This is a genomic window from Kitasatospora sp. MBT66, assembly GCF_000710405.2.
Classification (GTDB): Bacteria; Actinomycetota; Actinomycetes; order Streptomycetales; family Streptomycetaceae; genus Kitasatospora; species Kitasatospora purpeofusca.
Window position 1 is genome coordinate 987054 of record NZ_JAIY01000010.1, and the last position, 26806, is coordinate 1013859.

1 protein-coding gene is annotated in these 26806 nt (G+C 74.5%); it reads right to left on the minus strand.

From position 1 onward, the window contains the following. The coding region (locus BI06_RS29055; protein WP_043472536.1) for an EndoU domain-containing protein at nucleotides 1-26806 on the minus strand (26806 nt) is incomplete at its 3' end.

A 26806-nucleotide genomic window follows, 5' to 3' on the forward strand; every position in this document is an offset into this window, starting at 1 on the left:
CACGCTCGTGCGTCAGACCCTCCGGGACAGCGACCTGCAAGTTGTCGAACGGCCGCGTCTCGTCCGACCCGAGGTTCCGCGGCGGCTCGGCCGACTGGTTCGAAGGCCGGGGAAGGTTGCGCAACGCCGATGCCCCGAAGCCGGGCATCCACTCGTCGGCAACCGGTCCCAGGTCCGGCGTGTCGTCGTTCGAACTGTTCAGCGACGACGTGTCGGACTCCGACTCCGAGGTCAGGTGCTCGTCCTCCGAGGTGTGCGGCAGTTCCTCCGCCGACGCGCGACGCGGCGGGGGCGGGGGCGGAGTCTGCAGCAACGGAACCTGCCCGGACGGGACCTGGACGACCGGCGGAATCTGCTCCACCTGTGCCTGCTCCTGCTGTGCCTGCTCCTGCTGCACCTGCTGCTCGTGCTGTACCTGTACCTGCTCCTGCTGCACCTGCTGCTCGTGCTGTACCTGCTCCTGCTGTACCTGTACCTGCTCCACCTGCTGCACCTGCTCGTGCTGCACCTGCTCCCCCGCGTCCCGCGACGGCGGGCCGACCCGGAAGCTCCGGACGCCGCCCACGGGCCCGGGCCCGCCCTCGGGCTCCGAGCCGTCCGGCGCCGGACGCCGGACCTGGGCGGTGGTGGTCACGATGACCACGTCCACCTCGCGCGGCGTCGTCCGGAGCACCCCGCGCAGCCGCCGCTCCAAGCGGTCGGCCTCCCTGGTGGCCCGGTCGGCCGGGACGTCCAGGGTGACCTCCACCCGCTGCGGCGCGTCGCCCTCGGCACCGAGGACCCGCTGCCGGACCTCCTCCAGCAGCCTGTTCATCTCGCCGGTACTGCGGGCGTCGGCCGCCAGCCGGATCGTCGGATCCGGGCCGGCCGACGGCTCCCGCAGGCTCAGGTCCCCGGGCTGGTGCGTGCCTTCGGTGTTCCAGCGGGCGTTGAGGTCCGCCGCCGACAGGTCGGGGTCCTCGCCGGACTGCTCGGTCAGGTCCTGGAGCCGGCGCCGTTCCTCCGCCGTCACCGTCCCGCCGTCCCGCACCCGGCGGAGGTGCTCGAAGGCCCCGCCGTTCGACTCGTCCCCGGCGAGGACGAGCATCCGGTCCAGGCCCCGCAGCCACCGCACGGCCCGGTCGCCCTCGGTGGTGAGGGACCCGGCGAGCAGTTCCCGGGCGACGTGGCCGACGCCCAGGATCCGGGCGCGGTCGGCCGGGGCGGCCGGGTCCAACCCCAGCGCGTCCGCGACCGACCGCACCGCCGTGGTCGGCGCGCCGTGCAGCAGGAGCTCACCGTCGGTCGTGCCCTCGTCGAACCGCAGGTAGCCGCCGGACGGGACGTCGGTGCTGCCCTTGACGTTGTCGACGGGGATGTCGATCTCGATCGCCATGAGCTCCTTGCGCGGGAGCACCTCCCCGTCCTTGTGGTAGAGCACCTCCACCTCGGCGAAGCCCCGGTACCGCGCGGTGTCGGTCTTGATCTTGGCGTTGTTCACGACCTGGCCGCCCTCGCCGGTCGCGAGGTCGGTCCGGTACTGGTAGGCGCCGTCGGCGTAGGCGCCGCCGCGCCCGCCGACGTACTCGTTGATCTCTCCCTTTGCACCGCCGGTGACGCGCAGCGCCGCCTGGACCGTGCGCTGGGAGTTGGCCCCGTCGGTGACCGAGGTCGTGTTGGTCGGGTTGGACTCCGACTCCGCGTCGGTCCGGACGAACTCCAGCTGCTTGACCTTCACCCGCACCTCCACCCGCACGTCGCCGGCCAGATCGGGCGGGCCGATCCGCAGGGTGGAGTTCCCGGGGCCGTGGGTGACCGTCGGTTCCCCCTGCACGGGGGCCCGGCCCTCGTTCTCGCCCGAAGCGTGCGGGGTGGGCGGGGTGGGCGGAGTGTGCGGGGTGAGCGGGGTGCTGAGGCGGCTCGCCAGCGCCACCGGGTCGATCATCCGGTCCACCATGCCCCGGATCCGGTCCCAGGCGTCCGCGCCCAGGAACTCCTTGGCCCCGGCCGTCAGTTGCTGCCGCGCGTCCGGCCCCATGTCGGCCGTCCGCACCACGTCCGTGTCGACCAGCCCGTGCGTCCACACCCGGTCCGGCGGGATCCGGACCACATTGTCCGCCGCCGTGTGGTCGGTGAGTCCGCGCAGTTCGGCCCCGCGCGGCGCGGTCGCGGAGTCGAAGACGTTGCCCGGGTTGGCCTGGGCGCCGACCGGCGCCTGCGCCCTCGTCTCGGCGATGTCGACGACCACCTCCATGCCGAGCGGCCGCCGGAAGTACGCGTGCTTGGTGGCCATCACGAACGGGGGCGTCGTGCCGACCGGTTCCTTCCACTCGACCCTGAAGTGCAGGTCCGCCTCACCGGAGAAGATGCTCGCGTTCTTGGGCTTCACCTTGGTGGTGTTGCCGGAGCCCGCGCGGTTGGACCAGGTCTCCTGGGTGTCGTGGCCGGTGGACGCGGTCAGCGCCCCGCCCGCGTACCAGGCACCGCCGTTGACGCCCAGCGTGGTGCGCAGCTGGTGGCCGGAGCCCGCCCCGCCGCCGGTCGCTCCGTCGGCCGCCGAGTGGGTTTGCTCGGTCTGCGTACCGGTGTTGAACTCGGTGGTCGTGGTGCTGCCGGTGTGGGCCAGCCGGCGGACGGACGCGCCGATCCGGACGGTCACGCCGCCGTCGGAGACCACGAGCTCCCGGCCCGACATCATGGCCTTGAGCTGGTCGTGCAGGGTGTTCGGGGTGAGGGTGTCGTAGAGCTTCTGCCGGAGGCCGGACCGGCCCACGCCGTCCAGCCACTTGGTGATGTTCCGCCCGCCGAACTCCCCCGGGTCGCCCGCCGAGCGCAGCAGGGCCTCGGCGAAGTCGCGGGTCCTGGCGCCGGTGTTCCCGTTGCCGCCGTTCGTCCCGGCGCTGTTCGCGACGGCGCTGTTGGCGACGATGGTGTTCGTGCTGGTGTTGTTCGTCCCCAGGCTGTCCGCGCCGAGGCTGTTCCCGCCGGCGCTGTTCTCGTTGACGTGCCCCGCGCCGGAGTTCCGGTCGGAGGGCACCGGTCCGGTGCTCCCGCGGGACGACGCCGGGCCGTTGTTCACCGCCTCCGGCACGAACACATTGGTGACGACGTCCGAGGACCCGAGCCGGTGCGTCTGCCAGATGCGGTCCGGGACGGCGCGCGGCGCTTCCACCGGGCTGTACTGCGGGGTGATGACCTCGGCCGCCGCCCGGATCTCGTGGAGCTTCGTCGTGCTGGGGATCAGACCGCCCGTCCAGCCCCGGATCTCCACCTCGAACACGGTGTCGGCGTCGGACACGGAGGCCCGCGACACGTTCTTCGCCCGGTTCACGGTGCTGCCCGCGGTCTCCAGGGCGATGCCGGTCGCCGAGTCGTGCCGGTAGGAGTAGTCGACCGTCAGCACGCGCTTGCCGTCCGAGCCGGGCTTGCCGCTCAGGCCGACGGTGCCGGTGATGCGGTCCCGCTGGTCGTAGGAGACGCCGTGACCGGTCCGGTTCTGCGTGCCGACCTCGATCTCGGCGTCGTTCACCTCGCGGCGCAGCACGGGGGCTTCCCGCAGCCTGGCCCGGACGATCACCTCGGCCGACCAGCCGGCGCCGCCGACCGGCACCTTGAGCACCCCGCCCCGGGTGAGCTGGGACAGGTTGGCCTGGAGCGTCCGCGGCCCGAGTTCCTCGGCGAGGACGCGCTCCAGCTGACGGGAGACGCCCCCGCGCGCGGCGAAGCGCTTCTGCAGGGCGGCGCGGACGTCGGTGAGCACCTGGCCGCCACCGCTCCGCCCGTCGGGCAGGTCCTTGAACGAGACCACCGAGGAGGCGCTGAGCTGGTTGCGCGGCAGGACGGTGTGGGTCCGCAGGTGCGGCTCCTGCGGCAGTTCGGCCTTCGGGGCGCGCACGCTGAACTCGGTACTGAAGTCCCCCTCCACAGGGCGTGGAGCGCCCCTGCCCTCCAGGGTCACGGTCAGTACCACCCGGCCGCCGAAGATGTCCTGCGCGTCGCGGATCTTGCTGTTCGCGTAGAGCTTGTCCCCGGCGGAGTCGCGGGTGCCGACCCGGACCCGCTCCTGCCAGCTGAGGTCCGCGTTGCCGTAGGGCTGGTCGGCGACCATGGGGAAGCCGATGCCGCCCTGCGTGACCTTGTGCTTCCCGGTCTGCCGGCGCTCCGAGCTGAAGGTGCTGGTCTCGTTCTGCCGGCTGAGGTCGGCGCTGGCGCTCTGCCTGAGGTACGCCGGATCCACGAGCGTGGCGGTGACGGTCACCTTGAGGTTGCGTCCCAGCACCGTGTCCCTGAGGACGCCCGGCTTGCTCTGGTCGAAGGAGTTCAGCTCGAACCGGTCCCCGCGGGTCATCGCGCTGAGCCGGGACGCCAGCGCGGGCTGGGTGACGAGCTGCATCACCTCGTCCCGCACGGTCGGCCAGAGGCTCCCGTAGTAGTCCTTGCCGGCCACCTCCAGGTCGGTCCGCAGCTTGTCGACGGAGCCGATGTCGCGGACGACCGTGGACTCCGGCAGACGGTTCTCGACGAGCCTGGCCACCGCGGCCCTGGCCGTGTCCGAGTCGTGCTGCGGCGGCGTCAGCAGGTCGGACTGCGGCATGACCGTGCGGAACCCGACCGGGATCTCGACGGCGTCGCCGAGCTGCCGGTCGCCCTGGTGGACCGCGACCTCCAGGTAGCCGTCGCCGTCGAGGATCGCGCCGGGTTCCTTGGTCTTGGTGGTGACCGCGGTCTCCAGCGTCCGGCCGGAGATGTGGATCGTGTCCGACCCCTTCCGGCCGCCGTAGGAGGCGTTGACATTGCGGTCGTCGAGGCCGATCCGGCCGCCGCCCTGGAGCTGCCGGAGCCCGCTCACGACCTTCCGCCGGAGCCTGGTGACCATGTCGCCCGCGCCGGTGTTGAACTCGGTCTCCTTGGTGAGGGCCAGGACGTTGAGTTCGCGGTTGGCGGCCTTCACCTCGATCCGGACGTCGCTGCCGGGGATCCGGAGGACGACGGACTCGCCGTTGGTCATGCCCTTGAAGTCCTGCTGGAGGCGCTGGTAGCCGAACTCCGCCACGAGCCGGTCGGACAGCGACCTGCGGTCGCTCCCGAGCGCCGCCCTGACCTCGGCGTTCCCGGCGAGCATGTCGACCACGCCCGCCATGACCTGCCGCGGCAGCGGCCGGCCGGGCGGGGTGCTCAGGTCCTGCATCTCCACACTGCCGCCCGCGTCCTCGCCCGGCGTGGCGCGCAGCCGCGGCAGGCCCTTGGCGTGGACGTCCAGCATGACGTGGGACAGGTGCAGCCGCGGCTGGGTCCGGCGGGCCTGGTCGAAGGTGTCCGGCCAGGCGAGGTGCGCGGCGTCGAGGTCGTCGGCGGAGGCCCGGGTCTCGCGCTGCGGGATGCCGACCTCGATCGGCGTCGTCACGACGTTCGCGGCCGCCGGGTCCACGCGGACCGACAGGTCCTCCGTCCCCCGCCGGCCGGCCGGCTGGTAGCCGACCTCCAGGCGCAGTTGGCCGTCGAACATCTCGGTCCGCTCGGTGGTCTTGGACCGGGAGAAGAACCGCGCCCGGGTGGTCAGGCCCTCCCAGGACATCAGGTCGCCCTGGACCCCGCCGGAGGCCTGGGCCCGGAGCAGCTTGAAGAAGTCGAACCGCCCCTGCAGTCCGAGCCCGAGCCGCTTGCGGCCGCCCGTGGTCGTGCCGAGCGTCACGACGCGGTCGCTGCCGCCCTCGTACTCGAACTTCTCCTTCGTCTTGTCCTTGCCCCGGTGCACCAGGTCCGCGACCTCGCCGCGGACGGTGACGGTGCCCTGCCGGGCGTCGGTCCCGACCGGGATGTGCAGGACCTCTCCCCGGGAGAGCGAGGACACCTGGGCGCGCAGGCCGGAGTCGCTGAACAGGGTCTCCGCGAGCGACCTGGCCAGGGCCTGCCGGTTGGGGGTCCCCTCGGGGAGGACGTGGGCGATCCGCGCGGCGAGGTTGACGACCAGCGTGCTGCTGGGCTCGCCGATGCCGGTCACCATGTGCGAGCCGGAGAGCACGCCGGACTCGGTGACGGTCCGCGGCGGCAGCACCGGTGTCCGCTCGTCGGTCCTGGAGGAGGACGCCACCACGACGGGCTCGACCTTCGGCGGGGGCAGCTCCTCGATCTCGCTCTTGGACGGGGCCTTCTGCTGCTCCTTGTCCTCGGAGGGGGCCTTCTGCTGCTTCTCCTCGTCCGTGAGCGGGGGCTTCGACGGCTTGCTGCCCGAGCTCTCCCCCTTCGTCTCCGCCTGCTTCGCGGTCTCGGCGTCCTCCATCGCCTTGATCCGTCGGCGGATCTCGGGCATGTCGTCGTCGTCGGCCGTCCGCTTGCCGTGTGCGGGGTTCTCCTGCACGGCGTTGCTGGCGGAGCCGTCGCTCTCGTCGACCGTCGTGGGAGCCTTGGCCTTGCCCGCGGCGTTCGTGCGGATCCGCCGCAGGTCCTCCTCGGTCAGCTCCTGCTCGGCTTCCCGCCGCTGCCGCGCCAGCTCCTCCTCGGCGTCCCGCCGCTGCCGGTCGAGGCGCTCCTGCTCGTGCCGCCGCTCGGCGGCGGCGACGGTCGAGTAGCCCTCCTGCTCGGTGTGGTCGAGCACGGTCCGGCGGCCGCCGACGGGGCCGAACTCGGCGATCGGCGCCCGGTTGTCGCCGACGTCCACCAGCGTGACCCGGAGGTCCAGCGCGGTGGCGGTGAGCACGGCGAAGGCGTCGCGGACGGCGCGCGGATCGATCGCACCGCCCCCGTCCTCGTGCCAGGCGGTGATCTCCCGCTGGAGGTCCTCGACGAAGGGCTGCCAGTCCGCCGGCTCGTTCCCCAGCCCGCGGGCCCAGACGGTGTAGAGCTCGTGCGCCTCCCGCGCCAGCTCCGGGTTGTCCCGGAACCGCTGCTGGACCAGCTGGCGCAGCGCCCGCTCGGCGGAGGCCGGGTCGGCGGCGAGCCGCCCGCCCTCCTCCTCGCCGAACAGCTGCCGCAGCAGCCGCGGGTCGTCCTCGACGAGCGCGCGCAGCAGCTGCGAGCCGCCCGGCTCCTGCTCCGGCCGGACGGTGTTGAGCGGGACGGTGACGCCCTCGCCGACCGGGGTGGAGTGCTGCCGCGAGTGCTCCTGGCCCGGCTCGCCCCAGACCTCGGCGATCCGGCCGCCCTCACGCCGGACGTGCACGGTGACGCCGCCGGCGGTGCCGGTCACGACGCCGTCGGCCGGAGGCTGCTGCCCGGTGCTCCGCCGGGTGTGGTCGAGCACCATGCCGGCCGCGGAGCGGATGTCGTCGGCCGACCACTCGCGCGGCAGGCCGGGGCCGCGCGGGTCCCGCCAGGCGGCCTCGGTGAACTCCGGTCGGAGTGTGCGGACGTCGAACTGCGGCACGGCGGGCGGGAACTGCTCCCCCGGCCGGCGCGGGCCGGGCTCGCGCAGCGCCTCGGGACCGCCGGTCGGCAGGACCTGGTCGGAGAAGGTGGTGACCTGAGGGGCCAGGTCGAACAGCTGCCGCAGCGGGCTGCCGGCCCCGTTCCAGCCGAAGCCGGGCAGCAGACCGCCCAGCAGCGCCGGGGCGGAGATGCCGCCGGCCTCCTGCGCGCCGAGGCTGCGGAAGGCCCCCTCGGGCCCGGCCGTCGGCACCACGGTGACGTTGACCAGCCAGGGCTGCCGGCCCGCGTTGGCCTGGCCCCAGACCTGCTGGGCCTGCTGGGTCACCTGGTCGGTGAAGGCGCGGACCTGCTGTTCCGTCACCCCGCCCGTCAGACCGATGTGGAGCGGGACGACGATGTCGACGCCCTGCTGTCCGGAGTTGAAGAGCACCCGCTGGACCTGGATCTGCCCCGTACCGGCGGCGACCGGCCGGGTGGGGCCGGTGGCGATCACCTGCTGCCGGTTCCAGACCTCGGTGTGGGCGCCGGGCTGGATCCCGGTGGGCCGGTACGCGAGGTGCTGACCGTTGCGGCTGAGGCCCTCGATCCGGACGCCGTTGACCTCGCCGATCCAGCGGTAGGTCCGCTCGTCGATCCGGACCCGGTGGAGCGGCCGGGCGTGCGCGGCCTCGACCGCCTGCAGCACGTCCGTCCGCCCCCACGCGCGCGGGAACATCGTCCGGACGGAGGTGCCCCGGGGTTCGAACCAGTGGTTGCGGAACTCCGCGAGCGGCGCGTCGGGCGCGACGGTCGCGTCCAGGAACCGCACCCGGGCGGGGTAGGTGCCGTTGGCGTGGACGGCGCCGCGCTCGATCACCTCGACGCCGCGCTGCCGGTGCCAGGCGGCGAGGTCCACGTCCTCCCCGGTGGGGGTGAACTCCTGGTGCAGTCCGGTGAGGGACTGCCGGTCTCCGTAGCGGGAGACGTCCTGCGCCCGCTGCCCGTAGCGGAGCAGGCCGAGGGGCCGCGAGGGCGCGTGGTCGAGGTCCTCGCCGCGCGGCGGCAGCGGGCCGATGTCGGACAGACCGTCCCAGGGGGCGGCCCGGCGGGGGCCGACCGACGGGTCGGCCCGGCGGGCCGGGGCCGGCACCCCCTGCGGGTCCGGCTGGGTGTCGGCGGGCCGGAAGGACGCGAACCGGTCGCCCTGGACCTCGCCGTGGATCTCGCCCTCGATCCGCACCCCCGCGTACTCGCCGGTCCAGCGGTACCGGCCGGGGCCGGCCGGGGTGACGGCACTGTGGCGCAGCGCGTCGAGGTAGGCCTGCTCGGCGGCGTAGACCGCCTCGTCCTCGGTCCAGTTGCGCGGGAACAGCCTCCGCCGCGTGGGCCCGGCGGCGGGCGCGGGCCCGCTGGTGATCAGGTCCCCGGCGGAGGCGCTGGTGCGGACCTCGGTGACGGTACGGCGCGGGCCGTCCGGTGCCGCACCGTACTCGACGTGCAGGACGCCGTTGGGGTGCTGCTCGACGATGCCGGTGGGCCGACGGCGGTCGGAGCCGGGTGCCGGGAGCAGGTGGCCGCCCTCGGTGCGGCGGTCTCCGAACAGGGAGCTCTGCCGGGAGTCCAGGTCGAACGCGGCCCGGGGCGGCAGCGGGTGGCCGTCGGGGGCGTGGTGGGTGGCGGTGAGCCGGGCCGGCTGGGTGCCGAACACCTCGTCGATGGCGGCGCCCAGTTCGCGCAGGTTGCGCGCGGCCAGGGTCGGCACGCCCTCGACCCGCTGCGGGCCGATGCCGGCGAGCTGGTCGGCGGAGATCCGGCCGTGCTCGACGCGGTAGGAGCCCATCATCCCGGCGTCGGTGTAGACGGCCTGCCGCTGCTGATGGCGGCGGTACTCGTCGGTGAGGCCGAGCAGGTGGCCGATCTCATGGGCGAGGGTGTCCGGGGTGGATTCGAGGGACCAGGTCTCGTTGTTCTCGTGCAGCGGGCGGCTGAAGAGGTCGACGATGTGGACGTGGTGGTTGACGTCGGCCGAGTGCTCGACGAACTCGGGCCGGACCCGCAGCAGGTCGCCGTTGGGGAGCCGGTGGCCGGTGTTGTAGGCCGCGTTGACGCCCTCCCAGGTCCGGTCGATCACCTCCCCGATCTGCTGGTCGGTGAACTGCTCCACGGGGGCGTCGTAGAGGTAGCCGTCCTCGCTGTCGAGGTCACTGTCCATCTCGCCCTGTTCGCGGCGGATGTGGATGCGCACCACGATCTCGGTGGCGGGCTCGCCGTCCTCCAGGAAGCCGCGCCGCGCCTCGTACCCGCGCAGGCGGGCGGCCGAGACGGACCGGCCGAAGGCGTCCACGGGGGCCCGGACCTCACGGGCCCCGGTGATGTGGACGAGCTCGGTCTCGGCGGGGTCGACCAGCATGGTGAGGTCGTCGCCGTGGTCGGTCCCGGCCGGGGAGGACTCCCGCTGGGACCGCATCTCGGTGTCGCCGTCCGCGGTGTCCCGCTCCGGGTGCTCGTCGGTGATCCGGACGACGGTCTCGCTGTCGGGGCCGTGGTGCGCGGTGTTCCCCTGCTGGTCGGTCACCTGCAGCCGGATGTGCAGGGCGTGGGCCAGCAGCGGGGCGAGCGCTCCGCCGAGCCCGGCGTCGTGGGTGCCGTCGGAGGCCGCCAGATCGTGCCGGAGGGCGTGCAGTTCCAGGGCGGTGTCCAGGCTCGGCGCCCGGTGGGGGCGGAAGGCGGTCAGGGCCTCCACGGGCAGGTCCGCGGGCCGGGTCCGCTGGAGGAACTCGGCCACCTCGGTGGTCATCAGTCGGCGCAACTCGGGCCGCCCGGTGTCCGGGGGGAGGCCGTGGTGCCCCAGCAGGGCGCCGACGAGTTCGGGCGAGGCGTCCGCGACGGCGTCCAGCAGCGGGTGGCCGTCCGGCGGCGCGAGGTGCGGCGGGGCGGCGGGAGCGGCGGGGACGGGGGCGGAGGTGTGGGAGGGAGCCTGCTCGCCGAGCGCCGGGACGTGCAGCTGCGGCAGCTCCCGCTGGTCGCCGATGCCCCGGTAGTCGGTGATCCGGCCGTTCACGACGGAGACCTCCAGCAGGACGCCGCGGAAGTCGCCGATGACGACGCTCCTCTCCCTCGGGCCGACCTGGTGCTGCTCGACGAGCCGGGTGACGGCCCAGCGCGCGTCGCGGGCGGTCCACTCGCGGGGCAGGCTCCGGTCGGCGGGGAAGGTGTGCGGGTCGAGGTCGACCGCCCTCCGGGTGAACCGGAAGTCCATCGCCGCCACCGCCCGTTGCGTGTCCCGGTCGGCGCCAACGGTCACCGCGGGCCGCTGTTCGCCCGGCCGCAGCGGGCCGGGTTCGCGCAGGTCGGCGGGGATCCGGGAGGTGCCCCCGACGGTGTGCAGATCGGTGAGGAGGTCGACCCGGGTGGGTGCCTCCTCCTCCAGCCGGACGGCCGTCTCGTGGAACACGTCCGCGCCGTCGAAGTGGGCCAGCGGGCCGAGCAGGTGCTGGAGGTTCTCGGCGGTGTCGACCAGCGCCAGGTCCTCCGGGTCGGGCAGCGAGTCGCGGTCGACGATCACCCGGGCGTAGGGGTCCCGGTGCTCGTCGGCGAAGTCGAGGCGGACGGCGACCAGCGTCTCCGGCAGGCCGTCCGGGTCCGCGGTGTCGCGGACCCGCTCGCGGACGTAGGCGTCCACCCGGCGCTGGAGTTCGCCCTCGGCCGCCTGCTGCTCCCGGCGGGTCAGTCCGCCCTCGGTGGACACCTGGACCCGGAGGGTGACCTCCAGACCGAGCTGCCCGGAGTCGAACAGCACCCGGGAGACGGTGAGGGTGCGGCCGTCCAGCTCGATGTCCTCGCCGCGGACGGTGTGCCGCACCCGGCGGTCGTCCCAGGCCCGGAGCGGCGCGGTCGGCTGGTCCTCGGTCGGACGGTGGGCCAGGTGGGCGCCGTCGCGGGAGAGTCCTTCGATCCGGACGCCGTCGGCCTCGCCGGTCCAGTAGTACGTCCGGCCGTCGTCCAGGAAGACCCGGCGCTCGGCCGGGACACCGTCGTGCGCCTCGTCGACGCGGCGCAGCAGCTCCAGCGACGACCAGTCCCGCGGGTACATGGTGCGCAGGCCGTCGTCGGAGTCCCGGACCCGCCAGCGGGTCGGGAACTCGGCGAGCGGGGAGTTCGGCGCGACGGTCGGGTCGAGGAAGGCGACCCGGGCCCGGTAGGTGCCGTTGTGGGCCGGGGCCTCGCTCTCGACGACCCGGGCGCCGTGGGCCCGGAGCGCGTTCTCCCGCTCGGAGGGGGACAGGTCCAGTACGTGGTGGAGGCCGGTGAGGTGCTGCCGGTCGCCGTAGTGGACGACGTCCTCGGCGCGCTGGCCGAAGGCGCCGAAGCCCTGGGCCGGGTCGTCGCTCCGGTGCGGGTCGTGGTCGGTGAGGTCCAGCGGGTCGGGCCGGTGCGGGGCGTTGCGCGGCGGGTCGGTGTCGGGCTGGGTGTCGGCGGGGCGGAAGGAGAGGAACCGGTCGGCGTGGACCTCGCCCTCGATCCGCACCCCCGCGTACTCGCCGGTCCAGCGGTACCGGCCGGGGCCCTCCGGGGTGACGGCGCTGTGGCGCAGCGCGTCGAGGTAGGCCTGCTCGGCCGCGTACACCGCGTCCTCGCCGGTCCAGTTGCGCGGGAACATCCGGCGCTGCGCCGACGGGCCGGCCGTCGCGTCGCCGACGGTCCGCAGGTCGCCGGCGACGGGCAGGGTGTCCACCCGCCTCGGCCGCGGCAGCGCCGTGCCGGCGGCGAAGTCCGCCACCACGACACCGTTGCGCTCCACCCGCGCCACGCGGTCCGGTGCCGTCCGGTCGGAGCCGACGGGCGGCAGCAGATGCCCGCCCGGAGTGCGGGGATCGCCGAACAGCGCGGTCCGGCGGGCGTCCAGGTCGAAGACGGCCCGGTGCGGCAGCTCGTGCGGGTTCTGCGCCGGTGGCACCGGACCGAGCGCCCGCTCGATCACCGCGCCGAGCTCGCGCAGGTTGCGCGGCTGGAGGGCGAACCGGAAGTCGGTGTTGTCGGTGCGGATCCCGGCGTCCTGGTCGAAGCGGATCCGGTTGTGGCCGGCGTGGGTGCTGCCCATCAGCCCGCCGTCGGTGTACGTGGGGCGGGGCCGGATCTCGTCCGTGACGGTGCGGTTGCCGTTCCCGTCGACGGTGTTCTCGTGGACGCGCCGTTCCCGGTACTCGTCGGGCAGGCCGAGCAGGTGGCCCAGCTCGTGGGCGAGCACGGTGCGGTCCGTGTCCAGGCTCCAGAGGCTGGAGTTCTCCCGGACGGAGGTCCCCGGCTCCGGGGTCCGGACCTCGACCCGGCGGTGGGCCGCGGCGGGGTCGTCGACGTAGTCGACCCGCACCACCAGCACGTCGCCCGAGGGCAGTCGGTGGCCGCTGTTGAAGTACTCGCCGACGCCGCGCCGGGCACGCTCGCGCAGGCGCGAGAGCGCCGCGGTGTGGTCCCGGTCGGTCGGCAGACCCGAGGTGTCGAGGTGGATCCGGATCACGACCCGGACGGCCGGGGTGCCGTCCTCCAGGAGGACCCGGTCGGCCCGGAAGCGGCGCTCCCAGGTGGCGTGGCTGGTGTGCAGGGCCCGGTTCGCGGGCGCGGTGACCTCGACCGTCCGGAGCACCTGGGAGACCGTCAGTTCGGGTTCCGCTGCCTCGTGCGCGGCGCGGACCCGGAAGTCGTCGCCGTCGGTGCCGGTGCCGCTGTCGTCGTCGGAGCTCCGGACCGAGTCCGTGTCCATCGAGCGGCGGCCGGAGTCGGAGCCGTGCACCGACTCCATGTCGTCGTCGGAGGAGAGGTGGTCGAGCGTGGAGTCCGGGTAGTGGTCCATCTCCTCGTCGGAGTCCCGGTGGAGCTCCGTGTCCACGTCCATGTCCATGTCCCGGCCCGGGGTGGTGGGCAGGGCGGACTCGTCGTAGCCCGGGGTGGAGGGCAGGACGAACTCCTCGTCGCCCGGCGTGGTGGGCCGGGAGTCTCCGTCGTCGTGGCCGGGCGTCCTGGGCGGGGAACCGCCGTCCGAACCGGGGGTGCGCGGCGCGCGCGCCACCGCCACCGGTGCCGGAGCCGCGTCGCCGGGGGCCGTCGGCCGGACGGGGCCGCGCTCGGGGACCGCGTCGGAGGTCTGGCGCGGCGGGGTGTGGCCGTCCGCGACCGTGAAGTCGACGATCCGGTAGTCCGCGTCGCGCAGCACCGTGATCTCGACCCCGGCGAACCGGACCCGGCTCCGGAACCCGTCCGGGAGCAGTTCCTCGGTCCCGGTCGGCCGCCCGTGGTGGGCCGCGTAGAGGCGCTCCGCCGCCGTCCACTCCCGGGGCAGGCCCCGGCCGGCGGTGCCGCTCAGGTTCGGGGAGACCCGGTCGGCGGGCACCGCGTCGGGCGCCATCGAGTGGGTGGTCGCCGGACGGCGGCCGGTGGCGGGCGCCCCGGGCTCGGTGAGCGGGGCGGAGCGGTGCGCGTCCGGCGGCAGGACGACGCCGGGCTGCTCGTCCGCCGGGCGGTGGACCAGGTGCTGCCCGTCGCGGGTGATGCCCTCGATCCGGACCCCGTCGGCGACGCCGGTCCAGTGGACGGCGCCGTTGACGGTGCGGTCGTCCGCCCGGTTCCGGTTCTCGTACGCCGACCGGACCGTCTCCAGGACCCGGCCCGCGGTCCAGCCGCGCGGATAGAAGGCGTTGGTCGGGTGGTCCGCCCGCAGGTGCCAGCGGGACGGGAAGTCCGTGATCCAGGAGTTCGGCGAGGCCACCGGGTCGAGGAACCACACGGGCGCGCGGTAGGTCCCGTTGGGGTGTTCGGCGAAGGGGCCGCCGATCCGGACGCCCCGGCGCTGGCCGGCCAGTTCCACGGCGGAGGGCTCCCCCGCCCGGTGCGAGGGCGGCTCCGGCGGCTGGTGGTGGACGCCGGTCATGGCGTGCCGGTCGCCGTAGCGCACCAGGTCCTCGACCCGCTGGCCGAAGCCGTCCGGGAAGGGGTGCCACGGCAGGTCCGCCGCCGCGCCGAGCCCGCTCTGGTCGTCGGACGGGCGGAAGGAGGTGATCTCCGCGACCTCGACCCGGCCGCCGCGCCGGTTCTCGGCCGGGTTCTCCGGCCGGAACTCGGTCCGCGCCTCGACCCGGCCCTCGATCCGCACCCCGCCGTACTCACCGGTGAACGTCCAGGTGCCGGTGCCGAGCTCGGTGAACGCCGCGTCGCCCCGGCGCAGCGCGTGCTGGTACGCCTGCTCCGCCGCGTACACCGCGTCCTCGGAGGACCAGTGCTCCGGGAACATCGTGCGGCCGCGCTCCCGGACCGCCGGCCCGGTCGCCAGGTCGCCGGCCGCCGACCGGTGGGGCGGGGCCGCCCCGCCGTCGGCCTGGTTGTCGAACACCCGGAAGGTGCCGTTTCGGTTCTCCGAGCCCGGGATCCGGGTGGGCTGCGGCCGGTCCGAACCGGGCGGCGGGAACAGGTGGCCGCCGCCGTCGCGCCCGCCGCTCGACATCTGCCGGCCGGTCCCGTGGAGGTCGCCGTACAGGGCGTTGCGGCGGGCGTCCTCGTTCACCCGCGGCCGCGGCGGGTGGGTCCCGTCCGGGGCGGGGCCGCGGTCGGCACCGAAGGCGCTGTCGATCACGGCGCCCAGCTGCCGCAGGTTGCGGGCCTGCAGCACGGGCCGCGCGTCGGCGTAGGTCGGGCCGTCGGTCATGTTGTCGGAGTCGACCAAGGGCCGGTGGAAGCGGTCCCGCACGGGGGCGCCCATCAGGCCGCCGTCGGTGTGGATCGGACGGGCCCGACCGTCGTAGGAACCCTCGCGGTACTCGTCCGGCAGCCCGAGCGTGTGGCCGATCTCGTGGGCGATGACCTCGGCCCCGGTGTTCAGGCCCCAGTTGCGGTGGTTGGCCCGGTTCTGGACCGGGTGGACGACCACGGTGTGGTGGGCGGCGGCGGGGTCGTGCACGAACTCGATCCGGACCCGAAGCCGGTCGCCGCCGGGCAGCCGCTGGGTGCCGCCGTAGGTGGCCGCCATCCCGGCGCGGGCCCGGTCGGCCAGGTCGTCGAGGCCGCGCGCGGTGGCGGGGTCCGCCAGGTCCAGCGCGGCGGTGTCCAGGTGTACCCGGACGGTCACGAGGGATTCGGTGTCCCCGTCGGCGAAGCGGATCCGGCTCACCGTGAACCGCTGCAGGTTGCGGGATTCCATGGCCTGTTCGAGGCGGTCCGTCGGCGGGTGGACCTCGCGGGTGCCGAGCACCTGGATCCGCTCGGGCCCCCTCCTGGTCAACTGCTCGGGCACCCGCTGGTCCGGCTGGCCCCAGAAGTCGCTGATCCGGTCGTTCTCCACGCGCACCGTCAGCCGCACCCCGGCGAAGGTGCCGTGGACCAGTTCGGGCGCGGTCGTGCCGCCGGGCGGCACCGGGCCGGCCGGGACGCGGCGCCGCGAACCGGCGACCACGCTGGCGGCGTAGCGGGCCTCGTCGGGGGTCCACTCGCGGGGCAGGTTGCGGCCCTCGGTCGGGTGGTCCCACACGGCGGCCGTGAAGAGCCGCCGCCGGCCGCCGAGCATCGTCTCGCCGGAGACCGTGTGCGGGGCCGACGGCGCCTGCGGCTGCTGCTCGGCGGCCAGGACCTCGGCCAGCCGGTCCGCGCCGGCCGCCTCGTGCAGCCTCGGCAGCGCCTGCTCGATCGTGGGGTCCTGCCCGGGGACGAGCCGGACCTCGGTGGCGTCGGCATCGCCGGTGAACTCCAGCCGGAGGTCCAGCCGGGTGGCGCCGCCGCCCTGATGGCCCTCCAGGTACTCCACGGCGGCGCGGTGCAACGTCGTCTCGGCCTGCCGCAGGTCGGCCGGGGTGGTGTGCTCGCCGCCCACCAGCCGCACCCGGGCGGTGACCCGGACGATCTCCGAGCCGTCGAACACGAGGTCCCGACGGACCCGGACCGGACCGAGGCCGGTCAGCGGCACCTCGGTGCCCCGGCGGGCCGTCGTCGAGGCGGGGTCCCGGTAGTCCGGGTTGTCGAAGCTCTGGTGCGGGGCGGGGCGGTGGTAGTAGAGCTCGCCGTCCGGTCCGAACCGGCCCTCGATCCACACCCCGTCGGCCCGGCCGAGCACGACCCGGGAGCCGTCGGCCTCCTGGCGGGTGAGGAGCGGGTGGTCGAGCGCGGTGGTGACGTGCGCGGTGAGCTGCGCCTCGCTCCAGTGTTCCGGGTAGTACACCGTCCCGGGGTCGAGCGCGGAGCGGTGCCAGCGGGAGGGGAACTGCATGGCCGGGGCGCCGTGGGCGACCGCGGGGTCGAGGTGGGCCGCGAAGACCCGGACGGTGCCGTTGGGCAGGGTCACCCGCATCTCACCGGGGGCGGCGGCCGGGGGGCGGCGCGGGGTGCCGGTCACCGTGCCGTCCAGGTCGGCCGACTGCCAGGCGGAGACGGCCCGGCGCTGCGCGACGGGGGCGGGGTGGGCCGCGGCCTCCCCGCCGAGCGGCGGAACGTGCAGCTGGGGGAGGTCGCGCTGGTCGCCGACACCGGTGACCAGGACGATCTGCCCGTCCTCGACGTGGACCGCGAGGTCCACACCGTCGTAGGAACCGTGGACGACCTCGGTCAGGGTCGAGCCGTTCAGCATCTCGTGCTCGTCGAGGACCTGCAGCGCGACCCAGCGCGTGTCGAGGGCGGTCCACTCCCGGGGAAGGCTGTGCGTGACGGGCAGGTTCCGCGGTTCGGCGGCTATCGCCTCCTGGCTGAACCGCACATCCAGGCCGCGCAGTCGGGTCGCGGTCTGCTGGTCCCAGCCGGGCAGCGTGGCGGGCCGGCGCTCGCCCGGCCGCAGCGGGCCGGGTTCGCGCAGGTCGGCCGGGACGCGGGGGGCGCCCTGCTGGGCGACCAGGTCGGCGTGCGGGGTGGCGAGGCCGTCCAGGGCGGCGACCAGCGAGTTGAACACCTGGTCCTGGCCCTGGAAGGCCAGCGGGCCCAGGACGTCCGACACGTCCGACGCCGAGCCGGGGCGCACCAGCACGCCGGAGAAGACGTCCGGACGGCCGGGGGTGAAGTCCAGGACGACGGCGACCAGCCTCGGCGGCACGCCGTCCGGGCCCGCCGTCTCCAGCGTCCGGTCCCGGACGTAGTCGTTCACCCGCTGCTGGACCTGCTCCTCGGCGAACGCCCGGTACTCGGGCGTCACCGGGCCCTCGACGACGGTGCGCACGGGCACGGTGATCCGCAGGCCCTCCTGCCCGGAGTCGAACAGCACCCGGGAGACCGACAGCGGACGGTCGCCCAGCCAGGTCGCGGTGTCCTCGGAGGTGCGCAGCACCCGCCGCTGGTTCCAGTCGGTCATCGGCTGGGCGTCGGCCGGGCGGTGGGCCAGGTGGGCGCCGTCGCGGGAGAGCCCCTCGATCCGGACGCCGTCGGCCTCGCCGGTCCAGTAGTACGTCCGGCCGTCGTCCAGGTAGACCCGGCGCTCGGCCGGGACACTGTCGTGCGCCTCGTCGACCCGGGTCAGCAGCTCCTCGGACCGCCAGGCCTGCGGGTACATGGTGCGGCCGCTGCCGCCGTCGGCGTTGTGGCGGAAGCGCCAGCGGGTCGGGAGCTCGGCGAGCGGGGAGTTCGGGGCGACGTTGGGGTCGAGGAAGGCGACCCGGGCCCGGTAGGTGCCGTTGTGGATCGGCGGGCTGGTCTCGACCACCCGGACGCCGTGGGCCCGGAGGGTGTTCGCCGGATCGGTGACGTGTCCGGGGTTCAGTTCGTGGTGAAGGCCGGTGAGGTGCTGCCGGTCGCCGTAGCGGGCGATGTCCTCGGCGCGCTGGCCGAAGGCGCCGAAGCCCTGGGCCGGGTCGTCGGGGGCGGGCCGGTGCGGGGCGTTCAGGGGCGGGTCGATGTCGGGCTGGGTGTCGGCGGGGCGGAAGGACAGGAACTGGTCGCCGCGGACCTCGCCCTCGATCCGCACCCCGGCGTACTCGCCGGTCCAGCGGCGGCGGGCACCGCCCAGCGGGACCACCCCGTCGTTGGCCAGCGCGTGCAGGTACGCCTGCTCGGCCGCGTACACCGCGTCCTCGCTGGTCCAGTTGCGCGGGAACATCCGGCGGAACGCCGGCCCGACACCGAGCAGGCCGCCCTCGCCCAGCAGGTCACCGGCGGCGGAGGAGGTGGCCGGCCGCCGGGACGGCGGCAGCGCCGCGTCCGAGGGGAAGTCGGCGACCACGACGCCGTTGCGCTCCACCCGCACCACCCGCTCCGGGCCCGGCCGGTCCGAGCCGGTCGGCGGCAGCAGGTGCCCGCCCGGGTTGCGGGCGCCGCCGAACAGCGAGGCCTGCCGGGCGTCCAGGTCGAAGGACGCACGGTACGGCAGGTCGTGAGCGTTCGGCACCGGCTGCACCGGACCGAGTGCCTGCTCGATCACCGCCCCCAGCTCCCGCAGATTGCGCGGCATCAGGGCGAACCGCATCGGGGTGCCGTCCGGGTTGATGCCCGCGTCCATGTCGACGCGGGCCCGGCCCCGGGCCGCCAGGGCGCCGGCCATCAGCCCGGCGTCGGTGTACACCGCCCGGGGCCGGACCTCGTGCGAGACCACCACGAGGTCGGCGTTCTCGTCGAGCGTCTCCTCGAACAGTCGGCGCTCGCGGTACTCGTCGGGCAGGCCGAAGAGGTGCCCGATCTCGTGGGCGAGGGTGGCGCGGTCCGTGTCCAGACCCCAGAGGTCGCTGTGCTCACGGACATCCCCCTCCTCGATCCGGACCCGGTGGTGGGCGACGGCGGGATCGTCGACGAACTCGACCCGCACCACCAGGGCATCGCCGCCGGGCAGCCGGTGGCCGGTGTTGTAGTACTCGCCGAGGCCGAGCCGGGCGCGCCCGCGCAGGGCGTCCAGCGCCGCGGTGTGGTCCCGGTCCGCGGGCAGCGCGGAGGTGTCGAGGTGGATCCGGACCACGGCCTCGACCGCCGGTGAGCCGTCCAGCAGGAAGGCGCGGGCGGCCTGGAAGCGGCGCTGCCACGTGGCGTCGCTGCTGTGCAGCGCCCGGTTCGCGGGCGCCGTGACCTCGACCGGGTCGAGGACTGCGGAGAGGCCGAGGTCCGGCGCGGGCGCCTCGTGGGCCGGGCGGACCGGCCGCACCGGCAGTATTTCGTCCAGGTCCATCAGCATGTCCGCGTACTGCTCCGCGTCCATGTCCTCGGAGCGGCGGCGGGAACCGGCGTCGGAGCCGTCGTCGGAGCCGTCCTCCCAGTCCATCGGCTCGTCGTCGGAGATCAGGTCCAGGGTGTCGGCCCGGGAGGAGGTCTCGTCGTCCGTGTCCGGGTACGACTCCATGTCCTCGTCCTCGTCGGAGCGGCGGTGGCCGCCCGGCGAGCCGAGATCCTGCTCGGAGCCCTCGTCGGAGCCGGGACGGTGCAGCAGCAAGCCCTCGCCGCCCGCGGCGGGCGGACGCCCGGCACCGCGTGCCGGCAGCGGCCGGGAGCCCTGGGGCGGCGGGGTGTGCCCGTCCGCGGCCCGGAAGTCGATGATCTGGTAGCTGTTCCAGTCCCGGACCACGGTGATCAGGACGTCGCCGAACCGCACCTGCCGGACCAGCTCGGCCCCCACCCGCCGCTCGGATCCGATCTGCTCGCCGCGGACGGCCGCGCGGATCATCTCCTCCCGCGTCCACTGCGGCGGCAGGCCCCGGCCCGCGTCGGGCCGCAGGGACGGGCTGACCACGTCGGCCGCCACCGGGTCGGAAGGCGGCCGGGACACCGTCGCCGGGCGTGCTCCGGTACCGGGCGGCGCCGGCTCGGTGAGCGGGTAGGAGCGGTGCCCGTCGGCCGCCGGAGAACCGGGCTGGTCGTCCGCCGGGCGGTGGATCAGGTGGCGGCCGTCCCGGGTGATGCCCTCGATCCGGACGCCGTCGGCCACACCGGTCCAGTGGACGGCACCGTTCACGGTGCGCCGGTCGGTCGCGTTCCGGTGGGCCGATTCCACGGCGTCGAGGACCCGTAGCGGGTCCCAGCTCCGGGGGTAGAACATGTGGTCCGGCGCGTCCGCGCGCCGGTGCCAGCGGGAGTCGAACTCCGCCAGCCTGGAGCCCGGGGAGGCTACGGGGTCGAGGAACCAGACCGGGGCGCGGTAGGTCCCGTTGGGGTTGGTGTGCACCGGTTGCCCGATGTCGATCCCGTGCACCGCGTTGGCCGCGTCCACCGGCTGGTGGTGCAGGCCGGTGAGGCTGTTCCGGTCGCCGTAGCGCACCAGGTCCTCGACCCGCCGGCCGAAGGCCCCCTCGGAGGGGCGCCATGGCAGGTGGGCGGCCGCGCCCAGGCCGCTCTGGTCGTCCGACGGGCGGAAGGAGACGATCTCCACCACCGCGACCTGGCCGCCGCGCCGGTTCTCGGCCGGGTTCTCCGGCCGGAACTCGGTCCGGTTCTCGACCCGGCCCTCGATCCGGACGCCGCCGTACTCGCCGGTGAACGTCCGGACGCCCGGGGCGACCTCGGTGAACGCCCCGTCGCCGCGGCGCAGCGCGTGCTGGTACGCCTGCTCCGCCGCGTACACCGCGTCGTCGGACGTCCAGTGCTCCGGGAACATGGTGCGGTGGCGGTCACCGGCCGGGGGAACGGGAACGGGCACGGGGGCGCCGGGGCGGGGCGGCAGCTCGGCGGTGAAGTCGGCGGTCCGGGGGGCCCGGCCGGTCGCCAGGTCCCCGGCCTGCCGCTCGTTCACCGTCGCCCGACGGTCCGTCGTCACCTCGGCGGCCGGGGCGTCGAGCACCCGGAAGGTGCCGTTGCTGTTCTCGGAGCCCGGGACCCGGGTCGGCCGCGGCCGGTCGGAACCGGTCGGCGGGAACAGGTGGCCGCCGTCGCGCCCGTCGCCGTACAGCGCGGTGCGCCGGGCGTCCTCGTTCACCTGCGGCCGCGGCGGGTGGGTGGCGTCCGGGGCGGGTCCGCGGTCGGCGCCGAAGGCGAGGTCGATGACCGCGCCCAGTTGCCGCAGGTTGCGGGCGGGCAGGACCTGGTGCGGGTCGACGGAGTAGTTGCCCCTGGACTGGTGGTCCTGGTCGACCGCGATCAGGCCGTGGTCCGCGTCCCGGGCCCGGGACGCCATCAGTCCGCCGTCGAGGTAGACCGGACGGCTGCTCCACGCCGCCTCGCGGTACTCGTCCGGCAGGCCGAAGAGGTGGCCGACCTCGTGGGCGACGACATCGGCCTTGGTGTCGAGACTCCAGGTGCGGTGGTTGTCCCGCCCCGCGGTCGGGTTGATCTTCACGGTGTGGTGCGCGGTGGCGGGATCGCTCACGAATTCGATCCGCGCCCGCAGCCGGTCACCGTTGGGCAACCGCTGGCCGACGTCGTAGGTGGCGGCCACCCCGGCACGGGCCCGGTCGAGCAGCTCTCCGAACCTCTCGGCGGTGCGCAGCTCCACCAGGGGCAGGTCCGTGGTGTCCAGACGCACCCGGACGGTGACCAACGCCTCGGTGTCGCCGTCGGGAAGCCGGATCCGGCTCACCTCGAACCCCTGGACCCTCCGCGCCTCCAGGGCGCGGTCGAAGGCGTCCGTCGGAGGAACGACCTCGCGGGTCCCGATCACCTGGCGCAGCTCGGCCACCGGCGCGGTCAGCTGGCGCGGCATCCGCTGGTCCGGCTGGCCCCAGAAATCCGTGATCCGGCCGTCCTCCTCCCGCACGGTGAGCTTCACCCCGGCGAACTCGCCATGGTGCAGCTGCGGCGCGCTCGTGCCACCGGGCGGCACCGGGCCGGCGTCGACGGCCCGGCCCGTGGCCCGGACCCGGTGCGCGGCGTAGCGGGCCTCCTCGGCGGTCCACTCGCCCGGCAGGTTGCGGCCCTGTGTCGGGCGGTCCCACACCGCGTCCGCGAAGTGCTGTCGCGGCACCTCGACCAGCGCCGCGCCCGACACCGTCCACGGCGCCTCCGGCGGCTGCTCGGGCATCCGCGCCAGGACCATGTCGAGGTCGTGACGGCCTGCGGCGGCACGCAGCCGGGGCAGGGCGCCCAGGACGGTGAGGTCCGCACCGGGGCCGGTCCGGACCTCGGTGGCGTCCTGGTCGGTGGTGAACTCCAGTCGGAAGTCGAGCGGCCGCTCGCTCATCGCCTGATGGCCGACCAGATAGCCGGCGGCATCGCCCTCCAGGGCCTGCCGGGCCTGCCGGAGGTCCGCCGGGCCTGTCGATGCGTCGCCCACCAGCCGGACCCGGGCGGTAACCCGCAGGAACTCCGCCCCGTCGGGCGTCCCGTCGGCCGTCCGGACCCAGCCCATCCGGACATGTCCGAGCTCCGGCGCCTGGACCTCGGCTCCCTCGGTGTGCTGGGCGTCCGTCTGCCACGGGGACGGGCGGTGGGACTGCAGCATGCCGTCCGGCTGGAACACCGCCTCGATCCAGACGCCGTCCGACTGGCCGACCAGCAGAATGGAGCCGTCGGGCTGCGGATACCTCTGCTGCGAGGTGCGCACCGCCGCGTCCACGTGGGTGGCCACGTCGGCGGCGCTCCAGGACTCCGGGTAGTACAGCGCGCCGGTGTCCCCCAGGGCACGGTGCCAGCGCGAGGGGAACGCCTCGATCGGCGCACCCGGCTCGACCCCCGGGGACCGCTGGCCGGAGAAGACCCGGACCGTGCCGTTGGTGAGCACCGTCTGCCGCAGGTCGCCCGAGACGCGGGGCGGACGGAGCGGGTCCGTGATGCTGCCGCCCGGGCCCGCGGACTGCCAGGTGGAGAGCGGGTGGTGCGCGGGGGCCGTGTCGTTCGTCGGGAGCGTCGTGGTGTCGTGGTCCGCGGTGCTGTCCGTCGCCGGTTGCAGGACCGTCGGGAGGTCGTCCCCACCGGGGTGCACGGGCGCCGACAACACGACGGGCCCGGTGTCGTCGAGCAACGTGTCGCGGAGGGGCGGCAGGTCGCCCGGGTGCGGCGGGAGCGGCCGCTGCGGGGCGTACGGCGGCGGCGGTGCGTCGACCTGGTCGTGGTGCGGCCGGAAGCCGGTGACCGCACCGTCCCGCTGGGTGCCCGTGATCGTCACACCGGCGTACTCTCCCGTCCACACCGGCGAGGAGTCGTCGGTGCCGCGGCGCCGGGAGTCCAGGTGCGCCTGCTCGACGGCGTACACGATCTCGTCGACGGTCCAGTGCCTGGGGAAGAACGTCCGCGACTCCGTACCGGAGCCGTCGGGGCCCGGAAGCCGGACGGTGTCGTTGGTGTTCGTGCGGAGCTGTCCGGCGTACGCGGCGTCCACGGAGGGGCGCAGCAGCGAGCCGCCGGTGCCGGTACCCCCGTCCTCGCCGTACAGCGCGGTGTCGCGGACCCGGCCCGTGATGCGCGGCGCCGGGGCGGGGGTGTGGTCGGCGGAGGCGTGCTCGGGGGCGAAGGCCTCGTCGACGGTGTCGCCGACGGTGCGCAGGCGGCGCGGCCAGTCGACGGTGGTGAGGTCGGCGCCCGGGGCGCGGTGGAGTCCGCGCGGGCCCTCGACCAGGCCGAGGACGCGGCCCAGCTCGTGCCCGATCACCTCCCGGCCCGCCCGCAGGCCCCAGTTGGCCTCGTCCTGCTCGACGGAACCCCGGTGCACCCGCACCGTGTGGTCGGCCTTGGCCGCCGAGTCGGCGAACTCGACCCGCACCTGGAGCCGGCTGCCGTCGGGCAGCCGGTGCCCGCCGTTGTAGGCGGCGTTCACGGCCAGGCCGACGCGCTCGCGCAGCACGGTGACCCAGCCGGCCTGGCCCGGCGGCACGTCGGTGTGGTCGAGGTGCAGCCGCAGGACGAGTTCGGTGACCGGGTCGCCGTTCAGCGAGCGGCCGCGCCGCACCTCGTACGGGCGCAGCGGCGGCGGCTCGGGCGCGCCCTCGATCCGGAGGTAGGCGAGCGGCTCGACCCGCCGGGTGGCCGGGTTCGGGCGCAGCTCGGTGAGGGAGTCGGCGACCGGCACGGGGACCGTCGGGGCGAGCGGCGGGTCGGTCTCGTCCCGGCCGGGCGTACGGGGCTGGTCGTTCTCGTCCCGGCCGAGGGTGCGGGGCTGCGTGGGGAGGTCGAAGGCCCCGGTCCGGGGCGGCGCCGGTGCCTCGGTCCGGTCGGAGTCGCGGGTGACGGTGGAGTCCTGGCCCAGCAGCGTCGGGGCGGCGCTCGTGGTCCGCCGCGGGGCGACGGGCGGCTTCGGGTCCTGCTCGGGGACGTGGTTCGGGACGGTCCGGTCGCCGCCCGGCACCGAGCCGGTCGTCGAACGGCCCGCGCCGGAAACGGCGTTGGCGGTCGCGGTCGCGGCCGCGCCGGGGGCGACGGTCTCGCTCCCGGCTCCGGTCCGGTTCCGGGGGGCCGTCAGCCCGTCGCCCGACGACTCGGTCGACACCGGGGCCACCGGCCGCTGCCGGCCCGGGGTGCTCTTCCTCGGCGGCTCCTGGCCCGGCGCCTCCCCGGGCTTGCGCTCGGGCGCCTTGGGCTCGGTCGCCTTCTGCTCCCCTGCCTTCTGCTCCCCTGCCTTGTGCTCCGGGGCACGCTGCTCGGAGGCCCGCTGCTCGACGTCCGGCGTCCGCTGCGCCGGCGCGACGGCCGGGGCGTCCTCCGACTGGACCTTGACCGGCGTCGCGGCGGCATGCTCCTCGCCGGCCTTCTCCGCACCCGCCCTGGGCGGGGCCGAGGACTCGTCGTGGACCGGCACCAGGGTGTCGGCATTGCCGCCGACGGTCCGGGTCAGGGTCTCCAGCAGGGACAGCGAGTGGTCAGCCCGCTCCTCCGCCAGGAAGTCGACGTAGGGCAGCAGTTGCTGCATCCACTCGGCCACCTCGTGGTCGGCCGCCGGGGTCCTGATGTCCATGCCCGAGGCGTGCGACATGCCCTTCGCGACGTCGTCCAGCGAGTTGATCCGGAAGCTCTTGGCGAACTCGAAGGCCTCCGGGTGGCCCATCCGGGGCACCGGGAAGGGCACGATCTTGCCGGACGCCATGGTGGCGAGCGCGGCGAAGGTGATCGGGTGGTAGAGCGGGAAGTACTTGCCCTCCCCCTCCTTGACCGCCTGGAACTGGGTCTGCTGGACCCAGTCGGCGTAGCGGTGCATCAGCGGCGCCGAGCCGAGATGCATGACGTGGCCCATCATCGCGGTCATCATGCCGCCGACGAAGCTGCCCGCGGTGACGGTGAACTCGTGGTTCTCGCCGAAGATGAGGTTGTAGAAGCCCTCGCTGAGCACGTTCTGGGTGCCGGACTGGACGTAGTTGCCGAGCGCCAGTCCGAGCTGGAACATCTTGTTGCCCTGGGTCAGACCGTCGGCGAGGTCCGGCAGGTGCTTGCCCAGCGCGCTGATCTGATGTGACGTCAGACCCTTTCCGGCATTGCCCTCCAGGACGGCGCCCAGCGCGTCCTTGAGGCCCTCGCTGGCCGCGCCCCGGGCCACGACGGTCTGCTGCGACTTGCCCACCCACTTCTCGGCGAACTTCTCGCCCAGCTCGCGGCCGAGCGCCCCGGCCTCCTTCTTCCCGAGCTGCTCGCCGAGGTGCTTGACGAAGGTCTTCTCCATCTCCTTGACGAAGGTCGAGGAGAGCGAGCCCTGCGTGGTCTTCCCGAAGCCCGCCTGCAACTGCTCGGTGGACGCCTCGATCAGGCTGCCGAGGTCCCGGGCGAACGCCCTGGCCTCCGCCTTCTTCAGCGCCTGGTCGGCGAGCCCCTTCGAGGTCTCCTTGCCGATCGTGCCGAGCGGGCCCTTCTCCCCGGCCTTGGCGGCGGCCTCGGCGGCGATCTTCAGTGTGCCCTTGAGGCTCTTGAGCTCGCCGCCGACCAGGTAGTCGCTGAGCTTGTCGGCGAGCAGCCGGCCGCCGCTCCTGCCGAGCAGCCGGCCCAGCAGCTTGCCCAGACCCAGGCCCAGCAGGTCGAGCGGGCCGCCGAGGACGCCTCCGATGACGCCGAACAGCACCGCCTGCTTCTGGAGCTCCTTGTCGATCTCCTTGCGGTTGCCCTGGCCGATCTGGAGGTTCTGGATGATGCCGTCCATCAGCAGACCGCCCACGATGCCCGAGAAGGTGTGCATCGCGATCGTCTTGAGCAGGTACTTCATCAGGGCCGTGAGCGCGGCCTTGGTGAGCAGCTTCTTGAGCACCAGCCCGGACAGGCTGGTGCCGAAGCTGAACGGTGCCCAGAGGATCGCCAGCGCGATCTCGATCATCAGCTGCACCAGCTGGGCGATGGCCATCCACTTGGTGTACTCGACCGTGTTGGCCACGTCGCCGGCGCAGTTCGCCAGCGCCTTGGCGGTCTTTGCCGCCGCCGAGACGTAGTCCTCGCCGGACTTGGCGCCGGTGCTGGACCGGCCGATGAACGAGTTCATCTGGTGGGCGAAGGTGAGCGCGGCCTGGCCCTTGAACTGCCGGGCGCAGGAGACCGCCACCTTCTCGATCAGCGCCCGCAGTTCGGGCAGCTCCTCGGCCAACTGCTCGTAGGCGTCCCGGACCTCCCGCAGGTCACCCTCACGGATCTCCGGCCAGGGCATGCCGGTGATGATCGTGAAGAACCGCGCGGTCGATTCGTTGACCTCGATCGAGGAGTGGGCCAC